Raw genomic sequence first — 22,205 nt, forward strand, 5'->3', positions numbered from 1 at the left:
GTTACGGCTCAATAATCTTCCAGCACCGTAGATGCCTGCAAATCGGCATGATAGGACGAGCGCACCATCGGCGCGCTGGCGACCGCGGAGAAGCCGAGATTTCGGCCGGTTTCGGCGAGGTGTTCGAATTCCTCGGGCGTCGCGTAGCGGGCTACCGGCAAGTGGTCTCGGCTCGGTTGCAGGTATTGGCCGACGGTCAGCATATCGCAGCCGTGTTCGCGCAAGTCCGCCATGACTTGTTTCACTTCATCGAGCGTTTCGCCCAGGCCCAGCATCAATCCCGACTTGGTGGGCACTTCCGGATGGAGCTGCTTGAAGCGGGCCAGCAAGTTGAGAGATACATGGTAATCCGCGCCGGGGCGCGCTTGTCGGTAGAGGCGTGGTACGGTTTCGAGATTGTGGTTGAAGACATCGGGGGGCGTCGCTGCCAATCGATCGAGCGCGGCATCGATGCGTCCACGAAAGTCCGGCACCAGTATCTCGATTTTGATGTCCTTATTCCGATGGCGGACGGCTCGGATGCAGGCGGCGAAATGACCGGCGCCGCTGTCGCGAAGGTCGTCCCGGTCTACAGAGGTGATGACGACGTATCGGAGCCTTAGCTGCCGAACGACCTCCGCTAGGTGTTCGGGTTCGTTGGGGTCCGGCTCCGAGGGGCGGCCGTGGGCCACGTCGCAGAATGGGCAGCGGCGGGTACAGATATCGCCCAGGATCATGAACGTGGCCGTGCCGTGGCCAAAGCACTCCGACAGATTCGGGCAAGCGGCTTCTTCGCAGACCGTATGGAGATTCTGTTCGCGCAGGATCTGCTTGATCCGATTCACGCTCTCGCCGCTCGCCGCCTTGACGCGTATCCAGGCAGGCTTGCGCAAAGGGGACTCGCTTGGAATCACCTTGATCGGGATACGCTTCAGCTTGTCGGCTTTGCGTTGATGGGTGTCGGGGCTCAGCCTGGAGGGGGCCAAATAGGAATCTTTGTCAGCCACGGATAGGGACCACTCGCTCGTAATTCAAAGTTTGCATGATTTCCACAGTCAATGGCGCGGCCGCCTCGTGAGGTTGAATCGCCACATCGAGCGCGGTCAGGCTGGTGACTTCGAGACCTGCATAGCCACAGGGGTTGATGGCCGAAAACGGCGACAGATCCGAACTCACGTTAAGACTTAGACCATGATAGCTACAACCTTTGCGCACGCGCAGACCTAGCGACGCAATTTTACGTCCGTCGACGTAGACGCCGGGTGCGTCTCGCCGCGCCTCGGCCGTGATGCCATACTGCTTGAGCAGGCCGATCACCGCGTTTTCCAGGGCGCTGACCAAGCGCCTAATTCCCAGGTTTTTCCGCCGAAGATCGACCAGCACATAAGCGATCAATTGGCCGGGGCCGTGGTAGGTGATCTGCCCGCCACGGTCGGTTTTCACTACGGGAATGTCCGTCGTTCGAATCATGTGCCGGACATCTCCATTTAGCCCTAGGGTATAGACCGGATGATGTTCCAATAGCCACAGCTCATCCGGCGTTTCCTCATCGCGCTGCTCGGTGAAGTCTTGCATGGCGCGCCAAGTGGTTTCGTACTCTGTAAGGCCCAGATTGCGCAGGTGCAGGACTTCGGTTGTGTCGCTCATGGGAGAGGTGTTACAGGAGAACCAGTGTCGCGAGACCCAGAAAGATGAAAAAGCCCATGCCGTCCGTCATGGCAGTCAGCAGTACGCTGGTGCCGACCGCGGGATCGAGCCCCAACCGGTCGCGCACCAGAGGCACGGCGATCCCCATGATCGCCGCCACCAATAGATTTAGCAAGGTGGCGCCCATCATGACCAGTCCGAGCTCGACGTCACGGTAAAGCAGATAGGCGATCAAGCCCAGCACGGAACCCCATACTGCTCCGTTGAGGAAACCGATGGCCAGTTCCTTGAAAACCAGCCGCTTCACATTCGAGGGATTGATCACCCCGAGGGCGATGGAGCGGACGATCATCATGCTGGTTTGATTGCCTGTGTTGCCCCCGATGCCGGCGACGATGGGCATGAGCGAAGCCAAAGCGACCACCTTGACGATAGTGTCCTCGAAAAGGCCGATTACCCGGGTGCTGATGAAAGCCGTGACGAGATTGATTGCCAGCCAGAACCAACGGTTTTGTGCGCTTTTCCAGACGCCGGAGAAAATGTCCTCTTCTTCCAACAGGCCGGCCTGGGACAGCATCTCTTCGTCCGATTTTCGGCGAATATAATCGACGATGGCGTCTACGCCGATACGCCCCTGCAGCTTTCCCTCGCGATCCACCACCGGTGCCGACAGGAGATCGTAGCGCTCGAAGGCTCGGGCCGCCTCTTCGGCGTCGTCATCGAGATGAAAGGACACCACGTCCTTGCTCATGATTTCCGAGACCGGCTTTTCGGGAGAGGTGGTGAGCAGGCGTTTCAGAGGCAGCACACCCTTCAATACATTGTGCTCATCGACCACGAACAGCTTGTCGGTGTGTTCGGGCAGATCGCCGCGACGTCTGAGATAGCGCAACACCACGCCCAGGCTGATATCTTCCCGTATCGTGACCATGCCGAAATCCATTAGGGCTGCCACGGTGTCCTCTTCGTGCGACAGCACCGATTGCAGACGTTTTCGGTTCTGATCGTTCAGTTTCTCCAGAAGTTCCTGCAAGACTTCTTCCGGCAAGTCCGGTGCAAGATCGGCGATTTCGTCCGTTTCAAGCTGTCCCGTGGCGGATAACAGCTCATCCGTGTCCATATCGGAAATGAGGGTTTCGCGCACGGCGTCGGACACGTCGAGCAGGATCTGTCCGTCGAGTTCGGACTTGACCAGGTTCCAGACCAACAGCCGCTGTTCCAGAGGCAGCGCCTCAAGAATGTAGGCGATGTCTGCTGCATGGAGTTGGTCTAGCTTTTGTTTCAGTGCCGCCTGATGGCGCTTGTGCAGCAGGGTTTCCACCAGGTCGTGGCGGGGCATCGCGCGCTGTTGGAGAATGGTCTCCTCGAGCTTCTGTTTGTTAAGCAGCGTGATGACCTCTTCCAGATGATGCTTGAGTGTTTCTTCGGGAGGAGTGGTATTCGGTTCGGCCATGAAACGCTCGGTCGGTGCTGCTAAGCGGGTTCGGAAGGACAATGCGAGGTGGGCGAAGTCGAGCGGATCGGTTATTGCATAAGGCGAGATTCCTCTCAAATATTAAATATTAGGTTACGGCAGGCTCTTGCCCGGACTGTCCGAGCACCGCGCAACGCGGCCATCGGGCTGTTGCGTAGTAGCTTTACATCTCACAGAGCCATGATGACCTCGGTGCAATGGGTCAGATCCTGATAAATTGCATCCAGTTGCGCTTTGCTTTCGGCCCGGATAGTCACGGTGACTGCCGTGAACCTCCCTCCTTGGCTGGGACGAGCGGTCACGGCGTCTTCGGTCAGGTTCGGAGCGTGACGGCGCACAATTTCGGCAATCAACCCGTCGAAGTCCGGTCGGCTGTGGCCGAACGCCTTGATCGGAAAGTCGCAAGGGAACTGGAGCAGCGCAGCGGGAGTTTCGGTATTCATGCCGTGCGTAACCTCTGTTTATATGCTTGGTAAATGGCTTGCATTCGCGACCAAAGGGGCCCTGGTTCACCGCCGCCGACGGGTACGCCATCGAGTTCGATGACGGGGAGAATCTCCCGGGTCGAACTGGTCAGCCAAATTTCTGAAGCACGCTTCAAATCATCCAAACGGATGCGCTGTTCGACCGCAGGCACGTTGTTTTCCAGTGCCAGTTCCAACACCAGATCGCGGGTGATCCCAGGCAAGAGGTCGTTGCCCTTGGGGGGGGTCACCAGGATACCGTCGACAACCGCGAATACATTGCTCGCGGCGCCTTCGGTGACCCATCCGTCACGGACCAGGATGGCTTCCGCTGCGCCGCGATCCACGGCCTCTTGCCGCAACAGCACATTAGCGAGCAGCGTGATGGCTTTGATATGGCACCACTGCCAGCGGATATCGTCCATGGTGACGGCGCATACTCCGCTGGTGGGAATAGGCGCGATAGGCGAGCACATGACGAATACGGTCGGATTGACGTCCGCCGGGATGGCATGGTCCCGTTTTGGCGCGACTCCGCGCGTGACTTGTAGATAGAGATATTGATCATGCGCCCCGGCAATAAGACGGTCGAATATGTCCGCCCATTGACTATCCGAAAGGGGATTCGTCATCCGAATGCCGCGCAGGCTGTTATCTAGCCGGCGCAAATGTTCGTCCAGCCGGAACGGACGTCCCCCGTAGACGGGAATGACTTCGTAAACGCCGTCGCCGAATAGAAAGCCGCGGTCCAAAACGGATACCTTGGCGTTGTTCGGTGGTAAATAGTCCCCGTTCAAATAGACGAGGCAGTCGTTTTGTGCCATTTAAGCCGGCTCCCCGTGATTATTTGAAGAACAATCGGGCTTGGTCGAACGTTCGACGGAAAAATCCGCCTTGGTTGACGACTTTCAGGGCCACCAGATCCTGTTGGCCGACGGTCTGATCATTGAATGTCACTTTTACCATGCCGAGTTTGTCGCCTTGTTTCACCGGAGCGACGACCATGCCGTTGACTTCTATGCCAGCTTTGAGATTTTGGTACTGGCCGCGCGGGAACGTGACGTAGAAATCACGGTTGAGACCCAAAGCCAGTTCGGTGTCTTCGCCCTTCCACACTCGGGTTTCGGATAATTTTTCGTTGGCTTTGTAGATCGGCCGAGTTTCGAAGAAACGGTAGCCGTAATTGAGCAGAGCCTGGTTGGCATTGGCTCGATCATTATCGCTTTTGGTGCCCAAGACTACGGAGATCAGTCTCATGTCTTCTCTTACCGCGGATGTCACCAAACAGAATCCCGCGCCCTCGGTATGTCCGGTTTTCACGCCGTCAACGGTCGGGTCGCGCCATAATAGGCGGTTGCGGTTATGCTGCTTGATGCCGTTGAATTCAAATTCCTTGATGGCGTGCCATTTATAGAACTCGGGGAATTCGTCGATCATGGCACGAGTGAGAATAACCAAATCGCGAGCGGTCGTATAATGCTCGGGATCCGGCAAGCCCATGCTGTTCTTGTAATGGGTGTTCTTCATACCCAGCCGTTCGGCCTGTTGGTTCATCATCTGAGCGAACACGGCTTCGTCGCCGGCAATATGTTCGGCCAAGGCCACGCTAGCGTCATTTCCGGACTGAACGATCATGCCCTTGAGCAGCATTTCGACCGGAATCTGGGCGCCGACCTGGGCGAACATGCGCGATCCTTCGGTGCGCCAGGCTTTTTCACTCACCATGACCATGTCATCCAATTTTAGATGGCCTGCGGCCAATTCCCGGAATACCACGTAGGCGGTCATGATCTTGGTCAGGCTGGCAGGCTCGAGGCGTTCATCCGCATTGCTCTCGGCGAGCACTCGTCCGCTGTTGAAATCCGCCAGAATATAAGCCTTGGCGCCGATTTCGGGGGGCGCCGGGATCAAAACCTGATCGGCGAGGCTGAGACGGTAAAATCCGAGCAAGGCGAAAAGGAAAAGCAAGCTGGGTAATTTTATTTTCACGGCTTTCTGCTTTCGGTCAGGTTAAAAATCGGCGCCGCATTGTAACACGGGCATGCGGCGTTCCGGGGCCGCCGGATAAGGCATTGGAGTCTTTGGGTCAGGACGAACTACCGGCGCTACGGCGAGAAACCAATTCACGACTCAGTTCGTAGGCGGCCATCGCGTATAGCGGGCTATGGTTGTAGCGGGTGATGACGTAAAAATTGTGAAGCCCCAGCCAATAGACAGGCCCCGTTTCTTCATCGAGTTTGACCAGAGCAGCCTTGACGTTGGCGGGCAAGGACGCGCTGGAATCGATGACGCCAAGCGAAAGCCATTCCTGCAAGGTTCGGCTCGGTTTTAGGTTGCCGTTTGCCAGCCGCTCGTGTACAGCGCCGTTCACCGAAGCGGGGAAGGCTACCGGCTCGCCCGACTGCCATCCATGAACGGAGAAATAACGGGCGACACTGGCAATGGCGTCGGCCGGATTGTTCCAGATGTCGCGTCGTTGATCGCCGTCGCCATCGGCGGCATATCTCCGATAGCTGCTCGGCATGAACTGCGGCATACCCATCGCGCCCGCGTAGGATCCCGTGGGACTGCCGGGATTCATGTGTTCTTCCCGGCATAACACCAGGAACTCTTCTAACTCGCGCCGGAAAAACTCGGCCCGTTTCGGATAGGCAAAGGCCAGAGTTGAAAGTGCGTCGATCACCCGGTACTTGCCCGGCGACTGGCCGTAGCTGGTTTCGATTCCGATAATGGCGACGATCACCTCGGCGGGAACGCCGTATTTACTGGCCGTGGCCTTCAAAGCGGCAGCGTTCTTGCCCCAGAAGTCGACCCCGCTTTGTATGCGTTTCTCGGTGAGAAACAGCTTGCGGTAGACATGCCAAGGCTTGGCTTCATATGGTTTGGCCATGGCTTCGAGAATCTTTTCCTGGATGGTCACGTCCTGGAATATCTTGTTGAGTTCTGAGGCGCTGAAGTGATGTTTGCGGCTCATATCCCGAATGAAAGTTCGGACGTCCGGTCGCTGCGGCAGACTTTCCGCAGCCTTCCCGAGTGAAGAAAAGCCATAAAGAGAAGCAATGAGCAAAATGAGACTGAGGGATCTCATAATCATCCGTTCGGCAGGAGTTTACGATGGGTCTGGACGGACATTAGCATACCGAACCCGGCGAGCAGGGTCACCATTGACGTGCCGCCGTAGCTGATCAAGGGCAGGGGTACTCCCACCACAGGGAGAATGCCGATCACCATGCCGATGTTGACGAATACATATACAAAGAAAGTCACGGTCAGCGCCCCGGCCAGGAGTCGGCTATAGTTGTCCTGCGCCTGGACCACGATGTAAAAACAACGCCCGAGAACAAACAAATAAAGCCCCAAAAGGCCCAAGCAGCCGACCAATCCGAACTCCTCGGCGAACACCGCAAAAATGAAATCGGTGGAGCGCTCCGGCAGAAATTCCAGGTGCGCCTGCGTGCCGTGTAGCCATCCTTTGCCGTAGATGCCGCCGGAACCGATCGCGATTTTGGATTGAATAATGTGATAACCGCGTCCTAAAGGGTCCCCTTCCGGGTTCAGGAATGTCAAAACCCGATCCCGCTGATAGCCGTGCATAAAGTGCCAGCCTACAGGTAGCAAGCTTCCACCCAAAATTGCAAGGGCCAGTATGTAGCGCCACGGGATTCCCGCGAGGAACACCACGGCGGAGCCGGCGCTGGCTACCAATACAGCCGTGCCGAGGTCCGGCTGCTTGGCGATCAGCGCCGTGGGAATCAGAACCAATACACCGGCAAGAACCAATTGCTTCAATCGTAGCGGAGATGTATTTCCGGACAAATACCAGGCGATCATCATGGGGGTGGACAGCTTGGTCAGTTCGGATGGTTGAAAGCGAATGATTCCGAGGTCTAGCCAGCGTTGGGCGCCCATGCTTATCTTGCCCATCACCAGAACGGCTGTCAGAAGCAGTGCTCCGAGCAGATAAAGAACCGGACTATAAAACTTGAAGTGACGCGGGTGAATTTGCGCGATGGCGATCATGATGGCCATCGCCAGCCCGAGGCGCGCCGACTGACGTAAGAGTACGTTTATATCTTGGCCGCCGGAGCTATAAAGGATGATGAAGGCGAGAGTGCACAATCCTCCCAGTCCGGCCAACAGCGGCACGTCGATATGGAACTTTTGCAGCGGCGAAACGTGCTGAGGCGGCGTGATCCGGAGTTGAGCGAGAACGGGGTCTATGTTCATGGGTTTTCCAGTAGATACTGATCCATGATGGCGCGGGCGATCGGGGCAGCGACGGACCCGCCATGCCCACCGTTTTCGGCAAGTACGGCGATCGCGATGCGAGGCGCTTCCGCCGGCGCGAAGGCTATGAACCAGGCGTGATCGCGCATAGCCTTGGTAATCTTCAAGTTCTTGTATTCTTGATCTTGCCTCACGGTGAACACCTGTGCGGTCCCGGTTTTGCCGGCGACGGTATATGAAAGCCCGTGGGCTATTCCTTTGGCTGTACCCCGTTGACTATGGACCACATCGACCATAGCATCAATCACCGTACGCCAGTGCTCGGGTCTGAGATCGGCGACAAATTCGTCACCGCTCTTAGGGTAGGGGTTTTGGATCTCGTACGGAGCTTTCATGGTGTCCACGACCCGAGGTTCCACGTTTCGCCCTCGACTGGCGAGTACCGCCGTGGCTCTGGCTAGTTGGACAGGCGTAACTTGGACATAGCCCTGTCCAATGCCCGCGATGACCGTCTCGCCGGGATACCATACTTGCTTGCGCTTTTTTTTCTTCCATTCCTTCGAAGGAAAGAGGCCTGATTTTTCGCCGACGAGATCGATTCCGGTTCGCTCCCCGAAGCCGAATAGCTGCATGAAATCATGTAGCTGGTCGATGCCGATATGGTGGGCGAGGTCGTAGAAGAAAACGTCGCAGGATTGGGTGATGGCCGATTTGAGATCCACTGAGCCGTGTCCTTGCTTGCGCCAGTCCCGGTACTTGTGGTCCGCGTTGGGAAGGCGGTAATAACCGGGGCAAAGCACTCGTCTTGCCGGACTTATGTCCAGGATTTTTAAACCCGCCAAGCTCACGAACGGCTTAATCGTCGAGCCCGGGGGATACGCGCCCCTCAGTGCCCGGTCGTATAGCGGCCGCTCCGGTGCATTCTGAAGGATATCGTAGTCTTCTTTGCGGATGCCGTGGATAAACGGATTAGGATCGAAGCCTGGTTTACTAACTAATACCAATACTCTGCCGGTAGCAGGATCTAGGGCGACTACCGATCCGTCATACTCGCCGAGCGCATCGAACGCGGTTTTCTGCAATCGGATGTCCAGCGAAAGATAAAGATCGGCTCCCGCTACGGGATCAGTGGTGTTCAGCACCTGGATAGCGCGGCCCTGGACGTTGGTCTCGTATTCCTCGTAGCCAGTCTTGCCATGCAAAACGGATTCGTAGGCCTTTTCGATGCCGCTCTTTCCGATATGGTAGGTTCCGCGGTATTGTGCCGGATCCAGTGATCGGAGCTCAGCTTCGTTAATGCGAGCTACGTAGCCTACGACATGGGATGTCAAATGGCCGTAAGGGTAACTGCGCATGAACCGAGTTCGGATTTCGACGCCGGGGAAATAAGGCATCTTGACAGCGAAGCGGGCAATTTCTTCCTCTGTCAATTCCAGGCGCAAGGGTACGCTTTCGAAACTTTTTCGTTGGCTTTTTTGAGCTTTGAATCGGCTTATATCTTCGTCGCTCAGATTGAGCAGGTTCTTGAGTTCGGCTAAGGTGGCGTTCAGATCCGGAACCTGCTCGGGAATGATTTCCAAACTATAAGTGGCCGTATTGTCTGCCAGAACTTCGCCATTACGGTCGAGAATCAAGCCGCGCGACGGCGCTAATGGGGATATCTTGACCTGATTGTCTCGCGATAAGGTGGTGTAGTGCTCGTGCCCCATCACCTGGAGATAAATCAGGCGAATTACAAGTCCCGCGGTAGCCAGCAGCATGAATAGCACGCTGGCGGCGATGCGGTTGAGAAACAGTCGGTTCTCGTAAAACTTGCCTTTGAGGTCGAAGGGGCGGCTCATAGCGATCACTTACCGCATAGCCGAACGTTAGAAGATGCTGAAATGGCGCCTGATTCGCCGTAGCGTCATCAAAACCGCCGGCCAGGCGAGTGCGCCGGTGAATGATGGTAGCCAATATGTCCAATTTAGGACACTCATGTTTTTGATGTTTTGCGTCCAGAGGATCAGAAATTGGCTGATCAGCAGGAGCAGGAGTATCCAGAGGGATTGCTGGGGGAGCGGGTAAAGGCGCAGTCGGCGATACAATCGCAGACTGACATAGGCAATGACGGAGTAAGCCAGGGCATGCTGACCTAACATGCGCCCGGTTAGGGTGTCGACGAAAAGTCCGGTGAGCCAGGCCGTGCCTACCCCTACACGGTCCGGTATCGCAATCGTCCAGTAAATCAGGAACAAAGCGGTCCAATCAGGGTTGAGTACGAATAGCTCGTGAGGTAAGGGCAGAATGCGCGAAGTCATGGCAAATACCAGGCTTAGCGGTACCACCATCAGTCCGGCCGAGGACGATTTAACGGTCGCCATTAGGGGGTAAAGTGTTTGAATGCTGCTCTTGACCGGCAGGGATGCGCGGGATGGATCGCGAGTCGCTCCAGACCAACAACAGCTCGCGGTTTCGGTCGAGCTGGGCTACCGGCGCGGCAGAGATTTTTGCAAAGGATGTTTTTTGCGGTGCGACGTCTGTTACCGTCGCCACGGGATAACCATGGGGAAAAACGCCTCCGAGTCCCGAGGTTACGAGGAGGTCGCCTACCTGAATATCGGCATTGCTGGAAAGATAGGGTAGTGCCAGGCGATCGGTTTGTCCGGTGCCCAAAGCAAGAGTACGAAGGCCGTTCCGATTTACCTGTACCGGAATGGCATGATTCGGGTCAGTAATCAGCATCACTTCGGCGCTGTAGGGCCCAACTCGCAGCACCTGCCCCACGACTCCGTTCGCGTCGAACACAGGTTGGCCGGCATGAACGCCGAATCGGGCACCTTTGTTTACCACGACGATATGCTCGTAGGGGACAAGATTGACGGACAGTAGCTCGGCTATCGATACCTGCTCGCCAACTTTATAAGAGGTGTCCAAAAGCCCGCGAAGCCGGATATTCTCCTGCTCCAAGGCGGCGAATTTCAACAGCTTCGTCTTGAGGACGAGCTGCTCCTCCCTTAATTTTTGGTTTTCCGCCACCAGCCCCGCGTATGTAGATACGGATTCTATAATGTGCTGTCCAAAACGTACGGGCGAGCTAACGATTTGCTGTAAAGGGTAGGTCGCGGACGCGAAAGGCGTTCGCGCGGCATGAAAGACGCCGTGTTGCTCGGCGGCGAGCAAGACCAAGGCAGCCGCCAAACACAGCAATAGACGGATATTGAGTGAATAGCCTCGCGTGAACAGCCGTTTGATATCCCAATCCTCTTAAAACGACGCGAGCCGGCAGCCGGCCGACTTCATTCAAGTGAGAATGCTGCCGCGCCAATTTCGTCCAGCAGTTCCAGTACTCGCCCACCTCCGCGAGCAACGCAGGTCATCGGATCTTCCGCGATAAAAACGGGAAGTCCGGTTTCTTCGGCGATCAGGCGGTCCATGTCCTTAAGCAACGCGCCCCCGCCGGTCAAAACGATGCCCCGATCCGCGACATCAGCACCCAGTTCGGGCGGTGTCTGTTCCAGCGCCACTTTTACCGCTCCGATAATCCCCTGTAAAGGTTCCTGAAGCGCTTCGAGGATTTCGTTGCTGTTCAAGACAAAGCTGCGCGGGACGCCTTCCGCCAGGTTGCGTCCCTTGACTTCAATTTCCTTGATCTCGCTACCCGGATAGGCAGTACCGATTTCGTACTTGATCCGTTCGGCGGTGGACTCTCCGATCAGTGTCCCATAGTTCCGGCGTACGTAATTCATAATGGCTTCGTCCATGCGGTCGCCACCGATACGCACCGAGGCGGAGTAGACGATACCGTTCAGCGAGATTACCGCTACTTCGGATGTTCCGCCGCCAATGTCCAGGACCATCGATCCGCGCGCTTCATGCACCGGCAGTCCGGCACCGATGGCTGCCGCCATGGGCTCTTCGATGAGATAGACCTCCCGTGCCCCAGCTCCGGCCGCCGATTCCTTGATCGCCCGTCGTTCTACTTGGGTAGAACCGCACGGTACGCAGATCAAAACCCTGGGGCTAGGCCGAAAAAGCTTGTTCCTGTGTACCTTGTGGATGAAGTACTGGAGCATCTTCTCCGTGACGGTGAAGTCGGCGATCACTCCGTCCTTGAGAGGCCGGATGGCAGTGATGTTGCCGGGGGTTCGCCCCAACATCGACTTTGCAGCCGAACCGACTGCCGCGATGGATTTCTGTCCGCGGGTGCGATCCTCGCGGATAGCCACCACTGACGGCTCGTTCACCACGATGCCTTGGCCACGGATGTAGATCAAGGTGTTTGCGGTGCCAAGGTCGATGGACAAGTCGTTCGAGAAAAATCCTCGGAGGTGTCTGAAGAACATAGGCATATAGTCCTTGTGAATGCCGTGATTTTACAACGGATAGCCCGGAGCGACAAAAGCCATATATCAGGTATTATATGACTGAAAGAAACATCGGATGCAAATATGTCCTTAAATATTGACCAAGTTTACAAAATTGCTTGGCTTGCCCGGCTTGCCATTGATGCGGAAAAAGCGGCCGCTTATGCTCGAGATCTTACAGGCATATTGGATTTTGTCGAGGAAATGAGCACCGTGGATACCTCGGAGGTCACTCCGATGGCTCACCCTTTGGATCAGGCTCAGCGCTTGAGGCCGGATACGGTGAGCGAGACCGACCAGCGGGAGTTATTCCAGGCCCATGCACCCTTGGTGGAAGCGGGGCTTTATCTGGTGCCCAAGGTTATCGAGTGATCGATAGGAACGGCCGAAGCCGGAGGGCTACCGCCGTTTCGCGCGTATTCTGGATTTCGGAACTATCTCATGCACGACAAAACCATTGCCGAATTAGCTGACGGACTCAGAAAAAAAGAATTCAGCAGCATCGAATTGACACAGACTTTTCTGGCACGCATCCGGCTCTACGATCCGCAACTCAATTGCTTTGTGACCGTCACTGAAGAGCAGGCGCTAGCGCAGTCTGCAGCGGCGGATGCGGCGATATCACAGGGTTCTGCCGGTGTCTTGACCGGCGTCCCCATCGCTCAGAAAGATATCTTCTGCACCAAAGGCGTGAAGACGAGTTGCGGTTCGAAGATGCTCGATAATTTTATCGCCCCGTACGATGCCACGGTCGTTGAGCGATTCAAGCAGGCCGGAACGGTCATGCTGGGCAAACTCAACATGGATGAGTTTGCCATGGGGTCATCCAACGAAACGAGCTATTTCGGACCGGTAAAAAATCCGTGGGACACCGATGCGGTTCCGGGCGGTTCGTCCGGCGGCTCGGCGGCATCGGTGGCGGCCCGTCTGACTCCGGGGGCCACCGGTACCGATACTGGCGGATCGATTCGCCAGCCTGCGTCTTTTTGCGGCATCACTGGCTTGAAACCCACCTATGGTTTGGTTTCCCGCTGGGGAATGATCGCATTCGCGTCCAGCCTCGACCAAGGTGGTCCCATGGCCCGAACCGCGGAAGACTGCGCGCTCATGCTCCAAGTCATGGCCGGGTTCGACGAAAAGGACTCGACTAGCGTAGATAGGCCGGTGCCGAATTATTCCGCCTCTCTCAACAACAGCTTGGAAGGGCTCAGGATCGGCCTGCCCAAAGAGTTTTTCGATGAGGCCTTGGATTCGGACATCGCGCGCCTGATTGACGACGCTATTGACGAATATCGGAAGCTGGGCGCGACCGTGAAAGAGATTTCGTTGCCCAACATGAAGTTGTCGGTACCGGCTTATTACGTTGTGGCACCCGCCGAATGTTCGTCCAACCTGGCCCGCTATGACGGCGTCCGTTTCGGGTATCGCTGTAAGGATCCGAAAGACTTGCACGATCTGTACATGCGCTCTCGCGGTGAAGGTTTCGGTGCGGAAGTGAAGCGGCGCATTCTCATCGGCACTTATGCGCTGTCCGCGGGTTACTACGATGCCTATTACCTTAAAGCCCAAAAAGTCCGACGCTTGATCAGCGACGATTTCAAACGGGCCTTTGAGGATGTCGACGTGATCATGGGGCCTACCTCGCCGTCCGCTGCATTCCGCTTCGGCGAGAAGACCGCCGACCCTATCGCGATGTACCTGTCGGACATCTATACGATCGCCGTAAATTTGGCCGGTCTCCCCGGCATGTCGGTTCCGGTCGGATTTTCCAAGAATTTGCCGGTCGGCATGCAGATCATCGGCAATTACTTTTCCGAGGAGCGTTTGCTCAATGTCGCGCATCGGTATCAGCGAGCGACCGATTGGCACCGGCGGGCTCCGAAAGATTTCGTTTAAGAGGTTTGTATGGAATGGGAAACGGTCATCGGGTTGGAAATTCACGCCCAGCTCGCTACTAAATCCAAGATTTTTTCGGGTGCGGCTACGGCCTATGGCGCCGAGCCCAACACCCAGGCCTGTACGGTGGATTTGGGTTTGCCCGGCGTATTGCCCGTTTTGAACGGCGAGGCGGTGCGCATGGCGGTCAAATTCGGTCTCGCCATCGGCGCCCGCGTGGCTCCTTTTTCGGTATTCGCGCGCAAGAACTACTTCTACCCCGACTTGCCGAAGGGCTATCAAATCAGCCAATACGATCTTCCGGTCGTAAGCCAGGGGCATTTGAACATTTCCGTGGACGGCATCGAGAAAATCATTGGGATCACGCGCGCCCATTTGGAAGAAGACGCCGGCAAGTCCTTGCATGAAGATTTTCACGGCTTTACCGGAATCGACTTGAACCGGGCCGGCACGCCGCTGCTGGAAATCGTGTCCGAGCCGGATCTTCGCTCGGCGAAGGAGGCGGTGGTTTACATGAAAAAGCTGCATGCCCTAGTTCGATATTTGGAGATCTGCGACGGCAACATGCAGGAGGGATCGTTCCGTTGCGACGCCAACGTGTCGGTTCGCCCTAAAGGTCAGGAAAAATTCGGTACCCGTGCCGAAATCAAGAACCTGAACTCGTTCCGCTTCGTGGAGCGTGCCATCAACTACGAAATCGAGCGGCAGATCGAAATTCTCGAAAACGGCGGACAAGTCGTACAGGAAACCCGTTTGTACGATGCCAACAAGGACGAAACCCGCTCCATGCGCAGCAAGGAAGAAGCGAACGACTACCGCTATTTTCCCGATCCCGATCTGCTGCCTTTGGAAATATCGAGCAATTTTGTCGAAGACGTGCGCAAGGGGTTGCCCGAGTTGCCGGACGAAAAGCGCGACCGTTTCAAGTCCCAGTACGGTCTGAACGATTACGACGCGACCGTGCTGACGGCCACGCGGGAGCTTGCCGATTATTACGAAGCCGTGGTCAGGGAGTCGGCGGGCAGCGATCCCAAGTTATGTGCCAACTGGGTCATGGGCGACTTGTCCGGTGCACTCAACAAGGCCGGTCTAGAGATCGAGAAATGTCCGATCGAAGCGCCTCGCCTCGCGGGTCTCATCAGGCGCATCGCCGATAGTACGATCTCAGGAAAACTGGCTAAGCAGGTCTTCGAAGCGCTTTGGGAATCCGGCGAGACCGCCGACGCCATTATCGAAAAACAGGGGCTGAAACAAATCACCGATACCGGAGCGATCGAGAAAATCATCGATGAAATCATTGCGGCGAATCCGGAGCAGTTGGCACAGTACAAGGCCGGTAAAGACAAGCTGTTCGGATTTTTCGTCGGCCAGGCTATGAAGGCGACCCAAGGCAAGGCCAATCCGCAGCAGTTGAACGATTTGCTAAAGAAAAAATTGCAGTAGCCTTGCGTCATACCGCGGCGATCAGCAAGCCCTTAAGGTCCCATCGATCACTTCCCGAATCTAAGTGCCGCCCGAAGCGAGATGTTTCGGCGCGGTGGGACCGTTCGCGCGTTTGCCGGCCCAAGCCCCGTTTCTTGGCCGCACTCCATCGCCGGCGCAAGATCCCTGCCCCTTTCAATTGGCCGTTTTGACGCCCTATCCCGCTATGGAGACTTATTCGATTCCTGGTTTTGCCGATCCCGTAAGCTCTCTCATGCATTTGCTGGCCGCAGGCGTGTTTGCCGTTCTGGGGTTTTTCTTGATTCGCCGGGCCAGGGGCAACGTCGGCCACATAGTGGCTGTCGGGGTGTTCGTTTTTACCTGCATTTTTCTCCTCTCCATGAGCGGCGTGTTCCATCTGCTGTCCGTCGGCGGGGCAGGACGTGCGGTATTGCAGCGGCTGGATCATGCCGCGATCTTTTTGTTGATCGCCGGGAGTTTCACCCCTGTCCACTGCATTCTTTTCTCCGGTCTTTGGCGCTGGGGCTTTTTGCTTTTGATTTGGGGATTGGCGATTACGGGGTTGACCCTCAAGGTCATCTTTTTCCAGGACATCCCGGAAGCGCTCGGTTTGACGCTGTATTTAGGGTTAGGCTGGCTGGGGCTGGCGTCCGGGATAGCTGTTTGGCGCCGTTACGGTTTTTCATTCGTCAAAACGCTGCTGTTCAGCGCATTGGCTTACACCTCGGGAGCGCTTCTCGACTTTTTGCGATGGCCGGTTATCGTCGGCGGGGTGTTAGGCCCCCACGAGTTGTTCCATGTTGCTGTGTTGGCCGGCATCGGTTTCCATTGGCGGTTCGTGTGGAATAGTCTGAATCGGATCGAGCTGATAAAACCCGATCTGGCCGATGTAACGGAGCAGCAACCGTCCTGGCATGCCAGGACGGTTGAACAGATTTATGAGGCCGTTAGATCCGGTCCAAGCGGATTGACCGAAGAGGAGGCGGATCACCGTCTCGCCAAGCATGGATTCAATGAGATCGAGCAGGGCAGGGGAGCCTCGGCGTTCAGACTTTTTCTGTCGCAGTTCAAGAGCGTTCTGGTCATTATTCTGCTGGTTGCCATCGGCTTTTCGGCTTATTTGGGGCATACCGTCGAATCCATCGTCATCGCGGTGATCGTTTTATTCGCCGTATTGCTCGGATTTTTTCAGGAATACCGCGCCGAACGCGCGATGGAAGCCCTGCAGCAGATGGCGGCACCGATGGCTAGCGTGATGCGCGACCGCAAGTTCGTGGAGATGCCCGCACGTTATCTGGTTCCCGGTGACATCGTCCGTTTGCTGACCGGCAACCGCATTCCCGCCGATCTGCGTCTGATCGAAGTCGTAAACCTTCAAATCGACGAGGCGCCCCTGACAGGTGAATCGGCGCCGGTGGAAAAGCGTACCGCGCCGCTGAACGATCCTGGGCTAGCCATCGGTGATCGCCAAAATATGGGGTTTGCCGGCACTGCCGTGACCTATGGGCGGGGCCAGGGCATTGTCGTCGCGACCGGGATGGAAACCGAATTCGGGCGTATCGTGGGGCTCTTGCGCGGGGCTGAACAGCGCGAGACGCCGCTGCAGAAGAGCCTGGACAAAGTCGGGAACGTGCTCGCCGTCGCCGCCATTTTCATCGTCGCTGTTATCGTTTCTCTCGGTATTTGGCGCGGCGAATCCTTCGAGCACATGCTGATCTTCGGCATTGCCCTGGCCGTTGCCGTGGTGCCCGAAGCCCTGCCTGCCGTGGTGACGATTTCTCTGGCCATCGGCGCTCGCCGGATGGTCCGGCGTCACGCGCTCATCCGGCGTCTGCCGGCCGTCGAGACCCTGGGCAGCACGTCAGTCATTTGTTCGGACAAGACCGGGACCTTGACCAAGGACGAGATGACCGTCCGCAAGATTTGGACCGGCGGAGACTTGTTCAGCGTTACCGGTGCCGGTTACGAACCGGTGGGCCGGTTTCTCCACAAGGCTCGGGAAGTCGCTCCTACCCCTCCAGTGTTGAATCTGCTTCAAGCGGCGGCACTGGCGAGCGATGCGGGCGTGCATCGAACTGAAGAGGGCCGCTGGCAGGTTAAAGGCGATCCCACGGAAGGCGCGTTGGTGGTCGCTGCCGCCAAGGTCGGGTTAAAACTCTCCGAATTGGACCGCCGGTTTCCGCGCGTGGGCGAGATTCCCTTTACCTCGGAATCCAAGCGGATGACGACGCTCCATGAGAATGCCGAGGGCGGGCGGATAGCTTATTCCAAAGGTGCTTTGGAGGTCATTCTTAGCGCCAGCGATCGCTGGCTGAGCGCAGAGGGGGAGGCTCCTTTGGACGATGCGGCCCGCGGCGTGATACAGGCCGAAGCCGAGCGCTTGGCCGGCGAGGCGCTTCGTGTTCTGGCAGTGGCGCAAAAGGAAGACACGTCTCTGGAAACGGCTGAAAAAGACATGTGTTTCCTGGGGCTGGTCGGGATGATCGACCCGCCTCGCTCCGAGTCCAAGTCCGCCATCGCCACCTGCGAAAAGGCCGGCATTAAGGTCATCATGATTACGGGGGACCATCCTGCCACCGCCCGCGCGGTTGCCCGCGAGCTGGGCATTTTGAACCACGGACGAGTGATTACGGGCGTCGAACTGGACGCGATGAGCGATGAAGAATTCGCGCAGGCGGTCAGGCGAATCGAGGTCTTCGCCCGTGTCGCTCCCGAGCATAAGATTCGCATCGTCCGGACTCTGCAAGAACAAGGCCGCATCGTCGCCATGACCGGAGACGGCGTGAACGACGCTCCGGCTCTCAAACAGGCCGACATCGGAGTGGCTATGGGCATCACCGGTACCGATGTATCCAAGGAGGCCGCTGCAATGATGCTCACCGACGACAATTTCGCCTCCATCGTCGCCGCCGTAGAGGAAGGGCGGGGGATTTTCAGCAACATCAAGAAATACCTGATGTATCTGTTGTCTTCCAACATCGGTGAAATCGGCCTGATGGCGGGCGCTACGCTGGCAGGGTTGCCGCTGCCTTTAAGCGCGGTGCAAATTCTTTACGTGAATTTGGCTACCGATGGACTTCCCGCTCTGGCGTTGGCGGTCGATCCGATGGACAAAGCCTTGATGCAACAGAAGCCGCGCGACCCGAAGCAGGGGATTTTCAGTTTTCCCGTCGTTTCGCTGATGCTGGTCGGCGGTATTTGGTCGACTCTGGTCAATCTCAGTGTCTTTGTCTGGGCGTTACACAACGGCAACGAGCTTTCCAAGGCGATGACGGTGACTTTCGCGACGCTGGTCTCGATCGAGTTCTTCAAGGCCTACAATTTTCGATCCGACCGTTTTTCCGTGTTTCGTCGGCCGTTCGCGAACAAATGGCTGAATCTGGCGATCGCCTGGGAGGCGATGTTGCTCCTCGCTATCATCTATGTGCCGTTCTTTCAGGAGGCATTCGGCACTTTCGGCCTGTCGCGAATCGAGTGGGCGGTAGTGCTGGGCGCGTCGGCCACGATACTCCCGGTGTTGGAAGCAGCGAAGTGGATGATTCGGCGCGGGTGGTTCGACAGCCGGACCGAAGTCGGGCCAAGTCAGTGAAGGAGCCGCCGCTTCAGGCATGAGGAGGCCTGGTGATCATTGTTGCGCGGCGTATTGTCTAACAAGGCAAATTAGACATTCAGGGAGAAAACTCATGGCGCCGAGTAATTTCGCTGAGGCCAAGCACCTCGCCAAGATCGTCTTGAACAATTTCTTGATCGGTACTCTGGCGGTACTGCCAATCATCGTAGTGGCGCAGATCGTCATATTTCTCGCCCATTTGATTCTGAGTACGGTATTCGGCGTGCAAGAGGCGGTCGGCAATTACGGCATAACTTTTCTCGCGTTCGCCGGCGTTTTCGGCCTGCTGACTTACATCGGGCACACCGTCAACAAACGGCGCCATTCCCTGGTTCTTTCCCTAGTCGATCTCGCGATAGAGCGAGTTCCGTTCCTAAACACGGTTTACCGGGTGACCAAAAAGATTGTCGATATGTTTCGCAGCAGGCCCGATGAGCAAAAGCGGGAAATCGTTTATGTGGAATATCCTAGGGAAGGGATGTGGCTGCCGGCTTACGTCACGAACCGAGAGGGCGACAGATATGTTCTATACGTGCCCACTTCGCCGAATCCGACCAATGGGTTCACCGTCATCGTGCACGAGTCGAAGGTAGTCAAATCCGCTCTCGATATCTCGGAGGTGACGAGTTTCGTCATGAGCGTGGGGTCTGATTTTCCGAAATCGCAAGAAACTCTAGGCCTGCCCCGTTAGCCGACTTTGCGCCGTGAGCGTTACAGGAGCAACGCGATTTCTTCGATTTGGCGCGCTTGATTGATCCGGAAACCTCGCATTTCAAGAACTCCCTTTGTGTTCAGGGAGATAATGATATATACCGCATCGGGATAGGCCGCTTGTTCGAGATCGATGGCGGAAGGCTCGGCGGGAGCGGCCGGATGCGAATGAAAGATCGCGAACAGTTCCTCTCCTCGCTCCCGCATTTTACGCATGGCATCGATTTGGTCCTGAGGTTCCATCTGGAACCGGCAGTCGGGCGTAGTCGACGCATTCTTGACCGGATAACAGTGGCCTGGGGTGCCGTCTTTCGCGCCGATCAGACCACAGACTTCAACTTCCGGCGATGTTTGGGCATAGTGCAACAGTTGGTTGACTAAGGGGCGGGGGATATGAATTTCTTTATCGTGCATGCTTTTATTCCGAAAAGGATCGGCTGCTCGGTTCCCACCGTGCGGTTGTGACGCGGAAGTGACCTTGAAGGTCGGAATGGCGGCTGATTTCGGCGTAACCGAATTCGTTCAGAAGGTCAGCCAGGGAATCCGCCTGATCGAAACCGTGTTCCAGTATGAGTTGTCCATGCGGTTTTAAGTAATCGCAGGCTTCCCGAGCAATGATCCGGAAAGCATCCAGTCCGTGTAGTCCGCCTGTTAGTGCCAAACTCGGTTCGAAGCGCACATCGCCTCGGTTTAAATGCGGATCATCGTCTGCGACATAAGGCGGATTGCTGACAATCAAATCGAACTGCTCGTCGCTTGCTACCGCATCGAACCAATCGCCCAGTCGAAAGCGAACGTTGCGGACGCCGTGCAGAACCGCATTTTCCTGCGCGAGGTTCAAAGCGCCGGGGCTAAGATCCGTTGCGGTGACGCGGGCTGCCGGGCGCTCTGCGGCGAGAGTCACGGCAATGGCGCCGCTGCCGGTCCCTAGATCCAGAATATCGGCCGTCTGGGATGCCGGAGTGGCCGCCAGCGCCAATTCGACCAGCAACTCGGTTTCGGGGCGTGGGATGAGCACGTCGGGGCTAACCCTAAACGTACGAGACCAGAACTCCTTTTCGCCGAATAGGTACGCGACCGGAGTTCCGGACTGTCGTCGCTCGATCAGATGGTGAAAACGGTCTTCTACATCGGGCGAAAGCTTTCGCTCCGGCCATGCGCGAAGATACGATCGATCTCGGTTTAATGCGCGGGCTAACAAAATTTCCGCATCGAGCCGCGCCGTTTCGCTCAAACCTTCGAGGCGACTTCTGGCGGTCTGAAGCGCGGCCGCTATGGTGATGCCGCTGGATCTCGGTGAGGCAAGAGGAGTACTCATCGCATTAGTCCTGGGCCAGTTGCGCCAGCAATTCGGCTTGGTGCTCATTGATCAAGGGATCGATTACCGGGTCGAGATCGCCCTCCATGATGGCTTCGAGCCGATAAAGAGTCAGGTTGATGCGATGGTCGGTGAGTCGGCCCTGGGGAAAGTTGTACGTACGTATGCGTTCCGAACGGTCGCCGCTGCCGACTTGCAGTTTACGTGAGGCGGCGATTTCGGCGCTCTGTTTTTCCTGTTCGGCGGAGAGGATGCGCGATTTCAGCAAAGACATGGCGCGAGCGCGGTTCTTGTGTTGAGAGCGCTCGTCCTGGCATTCCACGACAATCCCGGTGGGTATATGGGTAATGCGCACCGCCGAATCGGTCCGGTTGACGTGCTGGCCGCCGGCGCCCGATGCGCGGTAGGTATCGACTCTAAGATCGGCCGGGCTGATGTCGACGTCGATTTCGTCGGCCTCGGCCAGTACCGCGACCGTGCAGGCCGAAGTGTGAATACGGCCCTGGGCCTCTGTTTCCGGCACGCGTTGTACACGATGGGTGCCGGCCTCGAATTTGAGGCGTGAATAAACGTCCTGACCGCTGATGCGGACGATGATTTCTTTGTAGCCGCCGTGTTCGCCCTCGCTTTCGCTGATCACCTCCGCCTTCCATCCCTTTTGCTCGGCATAGCGGCTGTACATGCGGTATAAATCGCCGGAGAACAGTGCGGCCTCGGCACCACCGGTGCCGGCCCGGATTTCCAGAAAGATATTGCGTTCGTCGTTTGGATCCTTAGGCAGCAAAAGGATTTGCAATTCCTTTTCCAAGGCTTCCTTTCTGTCCTCGGCATCGACCAGTTCTTCCTTGGCGAGGCTACGCACCTGCGGGTCTCTGTCGTCGAGCAGACTCTGCGCGTAGGAAAGATCTTCGATTGCACCGAGATACTTGTTGAAACAGCCGACCAACGGATTGAGTTGAGCGTACTCGCGGCTCAGGGCACGGAAGCGGTCTTGATCGTTCTGAATCGACGGTTCGGCAAGGAGGGCGGTAATTTCTTCGAATCGCTGGGCAAGATGATCGAGTTTTTGGCGAATGGATGGTTTCACGTA

Annotated in this window: 20 protein-coding genes; 5 read left to right on the forward strand and 15 right to left on the reverse strand. The window is 56.7% G+C overall.

What is annotated here, in order from left to right; genetic code table 11:
* Positions 1-8: 8 nt before the first annotated feature.
* The 12 genes from lipA to JOD69_RS06490 form a co-directional block, all read right to left on the reverse strand.
* The gene (lipA, locus tag JOD69_RS06435; RefSeq protein ID WP_168183772.1) at positions 9-986 is read right to left on the reverse strand and encodes a lipoyl synthase; all 978 of its coding nucleotides are present in this window, start codon (positions 984-986) and stop codon (positions 9-11) included.
* A complete protein-coding gene (gene lipB / locus JOD69_RS06440; protein WP_086133762.1) occupies positions 979-1,626 on the reverse strand; it encodes a lipoyl(octanoyl) transferase LipB in 648 nt (215 codons plus the stop codon). The genes lipA and lipB overlap by 8 nt, the downstream gene beginning before the upstream one ends.
* A gap of 10 nt (positions 1,627-1,636) precedes the next feature.
* Positions 1,637-3,079: a magnesium transporter gene (mgtE, locus tag JOD69_RS06445; RefSeq protein WP_077732602.1), complete on the reverse strand. Its 1,443-nt coding sequence runs from the start codon at positions 3,077-3,079 to the stop codon at positions 1,637-1,639.
* A 191-nt stretch (positions 3,080-3,270) separates the two neighbouring features.
* Positions 3,271-3,543: a DUF493 domain-containing protein gene (locus JOD69_RS06450; RefSeq protein ID WP_077732601.1), complete on the reverse strand. Its 273-nt coding sequence runs from the start codon at positions 3,541-3,543 to the stop codon at positions 3,271-3,273.
* The gene (locus JOD69_RS06455) at positions 3,540-4,388 is read right to left on the reverse strand and encodes an aminotransferase class IV (RefSeq protein ID WP_077732600.1); all 849 of its coding nucleotides are present in this window, start codon (positions 4,386-4,388) and stop codon (positions 3,540-3,542) included. Before JOD69_RS06455 ends, JOD69_RS06450 begins: the two co-directional genes overlap by 4 nt.
* Positions 4,389-4,407: 19 nt before the next feature.
* On the reverse strand, positions 4,408-5,553 hold the full coding sequence (locus JOD69_RS06460; protein ID WP_077732599.1) for a D-alanyl-D-alanine carboxypeptidase family protein: 1,146 nt from the start codon (positions 5,551-5,553) through the stop codon (positions 4,408-4,410).
* 97 nt (positions 5,554-5,650) lie between these two features.
* Complete coding sequence (mltB, locus tag JOD69_RS06465) at positions 5,651-6,658, reverse strand: lytic murein transglycosylase B (RefSeq protein ID WP_280858710.1); 1,008 nt, start codon at positions 6,656-6,658, stop codon at positions 5,651-5,653.
* Positions 6,655-7,791, reverse strand: a complete 1,137-nt coding sequence (rodA, locus tag JOD69_RS06470; RefSeq protein ID WP_077732597.1) for a rod shape-determining protein RodA — start codon at positions 7,789-7,791, stop codon at positions 6,655-6,657. Before rodA ends, mltB begins: the two co-directional genes overlap by 4 nt.
* Complete coding sequence (gene mrdA / locus JOD69_RS06475; protein WP_077732596.1) at positions 7,788-9,632, reverse strand: penicillin-binding protein 2; 1,845 nt, start codon at positions 9,630-9,632, stop codon at positions 7,788-7,790. Before mrdA ends, rodA begins: the two co-directional genes overlap by 4 nt.
* 27 nt (positions 9,633-9,659) lie before the next feature.
* Entirely contained in the window at positions 9,660-10,154 is a 495-nt protein-coding gene (mreD, locus tag JOD69_RS06480; RefSeq protein ID WP_086133761.1) for a rod shape-determining protein MreD, read from the reverse strand.
* The gene (gene mreC / locus JOD69_RS06485) at positions 10,141-11,025 is read right to left on the reverse strand and encodes a rod shape-determining protein MreC (RefSeq protein ID WP_077732594.1); all 885 of its coding nucleotides are present in this window, start codon (positions 11,023-11,025) and stop codon (positions 10,141-10,143) included. The genes mreD and mreC overlap by 14 nt, the downstream gene beginning before the upstream one ends.
* 44 nt (positions 11,026-11,069) lie before the next feature.
* Positions 11,070-12,116 (reverse strand): rod shape-determining protein, encoded by a 1,047-nt coding sequence (locus JOD69_RS06490; RefSeq protein ID WP_077732593.1) that lies wholly within the window; start codon positions 12,114-12,116, stop codon positions 11,070-11,072.
* 105 nt (positions 12,117-12,221) lie between these two features.
* Here JOD69_RS06490 and gatC point away from each other — a divergent pair, with 105 nt between their 5' ends.
* The 5 genes from gatC to JOD69_RS06515 all read left to right on the forward strand — a co-directional run bounded on the left by gatC (position 12,222) and on the right by JOD69_RS06515 (position 19,777).
* Positions 12,222-12,509, forward strand: coding sequence for an Asp-tRNA(Asn)/Glu-tRNA(Gln) amidotransferase subunit GatC (gatC, locus tag JOD69_RS06495; protein ID WP_077732592.1), 288 nt, complete (start codon positions 12,222-12,224; stop codon positions 12,507-12,509).
* 69 nt (positions 12,510-12,578) lie between these two features.
* Positions 12,579-14,033 (forward strand): Asp-tRNA(Asn)/Glu-tRNA(Gln) amidotransferase subunit GatA, encoded by a 1,455-nt coding sequence (gatA, locus tag JOD69_RS06500; protein WP_086133760.1) that lies wholly within the window; start codon positions 12,579-12,581, stop codon positions 14,031-14,033.
* Between the two features lie 9 nt (positions 14,034-14,042).
* Entirely contained in the window at positions 14,043-15,476 is a 1,434-nt protein-coding gene (gene gatB / locus JOD69_RS06505; protein WP_077732590.1) for an Asp-tRNA(Asn)/Glu-tRNA(Gln) amidotransferase subunit GatB, read from the forward strand.
* Between the two features lie 187 nt (positions 15,477-15,663).
* On the forward strand, positions 15,664-19,065 hold the full coding sequence (locus JOD69_RS06510; RefSeq protein WP_210023816.1) for a hemolysin III family protein: 3,402 nt from the start codon (positions 15,664-15,666) through the stop codon (positions 19,063-19,065).
* Positions 19,066-19,159: 94 nt separating this feature from the next.
* Positions 19,160-19,777, forward strand: a complete 618-nt coding sequence (locus JOD69_RS06515; protein WP_086133758.1) for a DUF502 domain-containing protein — start codon at positions 19,160-19,162, stop codon at positions 19,775-19,777.
* 20 nt (positions 19,778-19,797) lie between these two features.
* On the opposite strand, the gene JOD69_RS06520 is transcribed toward JOD69_RS06515, so the two are convergent.
* The 3 genes from JOD69_RS06520 to prfA are packed head-to-tail and all read right to left on the reverse strand — an operon-like array spanning position 19,798 to position 22,202.
* A complete protein-coding gene (locus JOD69_RS06520; protein WP_086133757.1) occupies positions 19,798-20,211 on the reverse strand; it encodes a M67 family metallopeptidase in 414 nt (137 codons plus the stop codon).
* A 4-nt stretch (positions 20,212-20,215) separates the two neighbouring features.
* Positions 20,216-21,115 (reverse strand): peptide chain release factor N(5)-glutamine methyltransferase, encoded by a 900-nt coding sequence (gene prmC / locus JOD69_RS06525; RefSeq protein ID WP_077732586.1) that lies wholly within the window; start codon positions 21,113-21,115, stop codon positions 20,216-20,218.
* Positions 21,116-21,119: 4 nt separating this feature from the next.
* Positions 21,120-22,202, reverse strand: a complete 1,083-nt coding sequence (gene prfA / locus JOD69_RS06530) for a peptide chain release factor 1 (protein WP_077732585.1) — start codon at positions 22,200-22,202, stop codon at positions 21,120-21,122.
* Positions 22,203-22,205 lie beyond the last annotated feature (3 nt).

This window comes from Methylocaldum sp. RMAD-M (assembly GCF_017832375.1).
In the GTDB taxonomy this organism is placed as follows: Bacteria; Pseudomonadota; Gammaproteobacteria; order Methylococcales; family Methylococcaceae; genus Methylocaldum.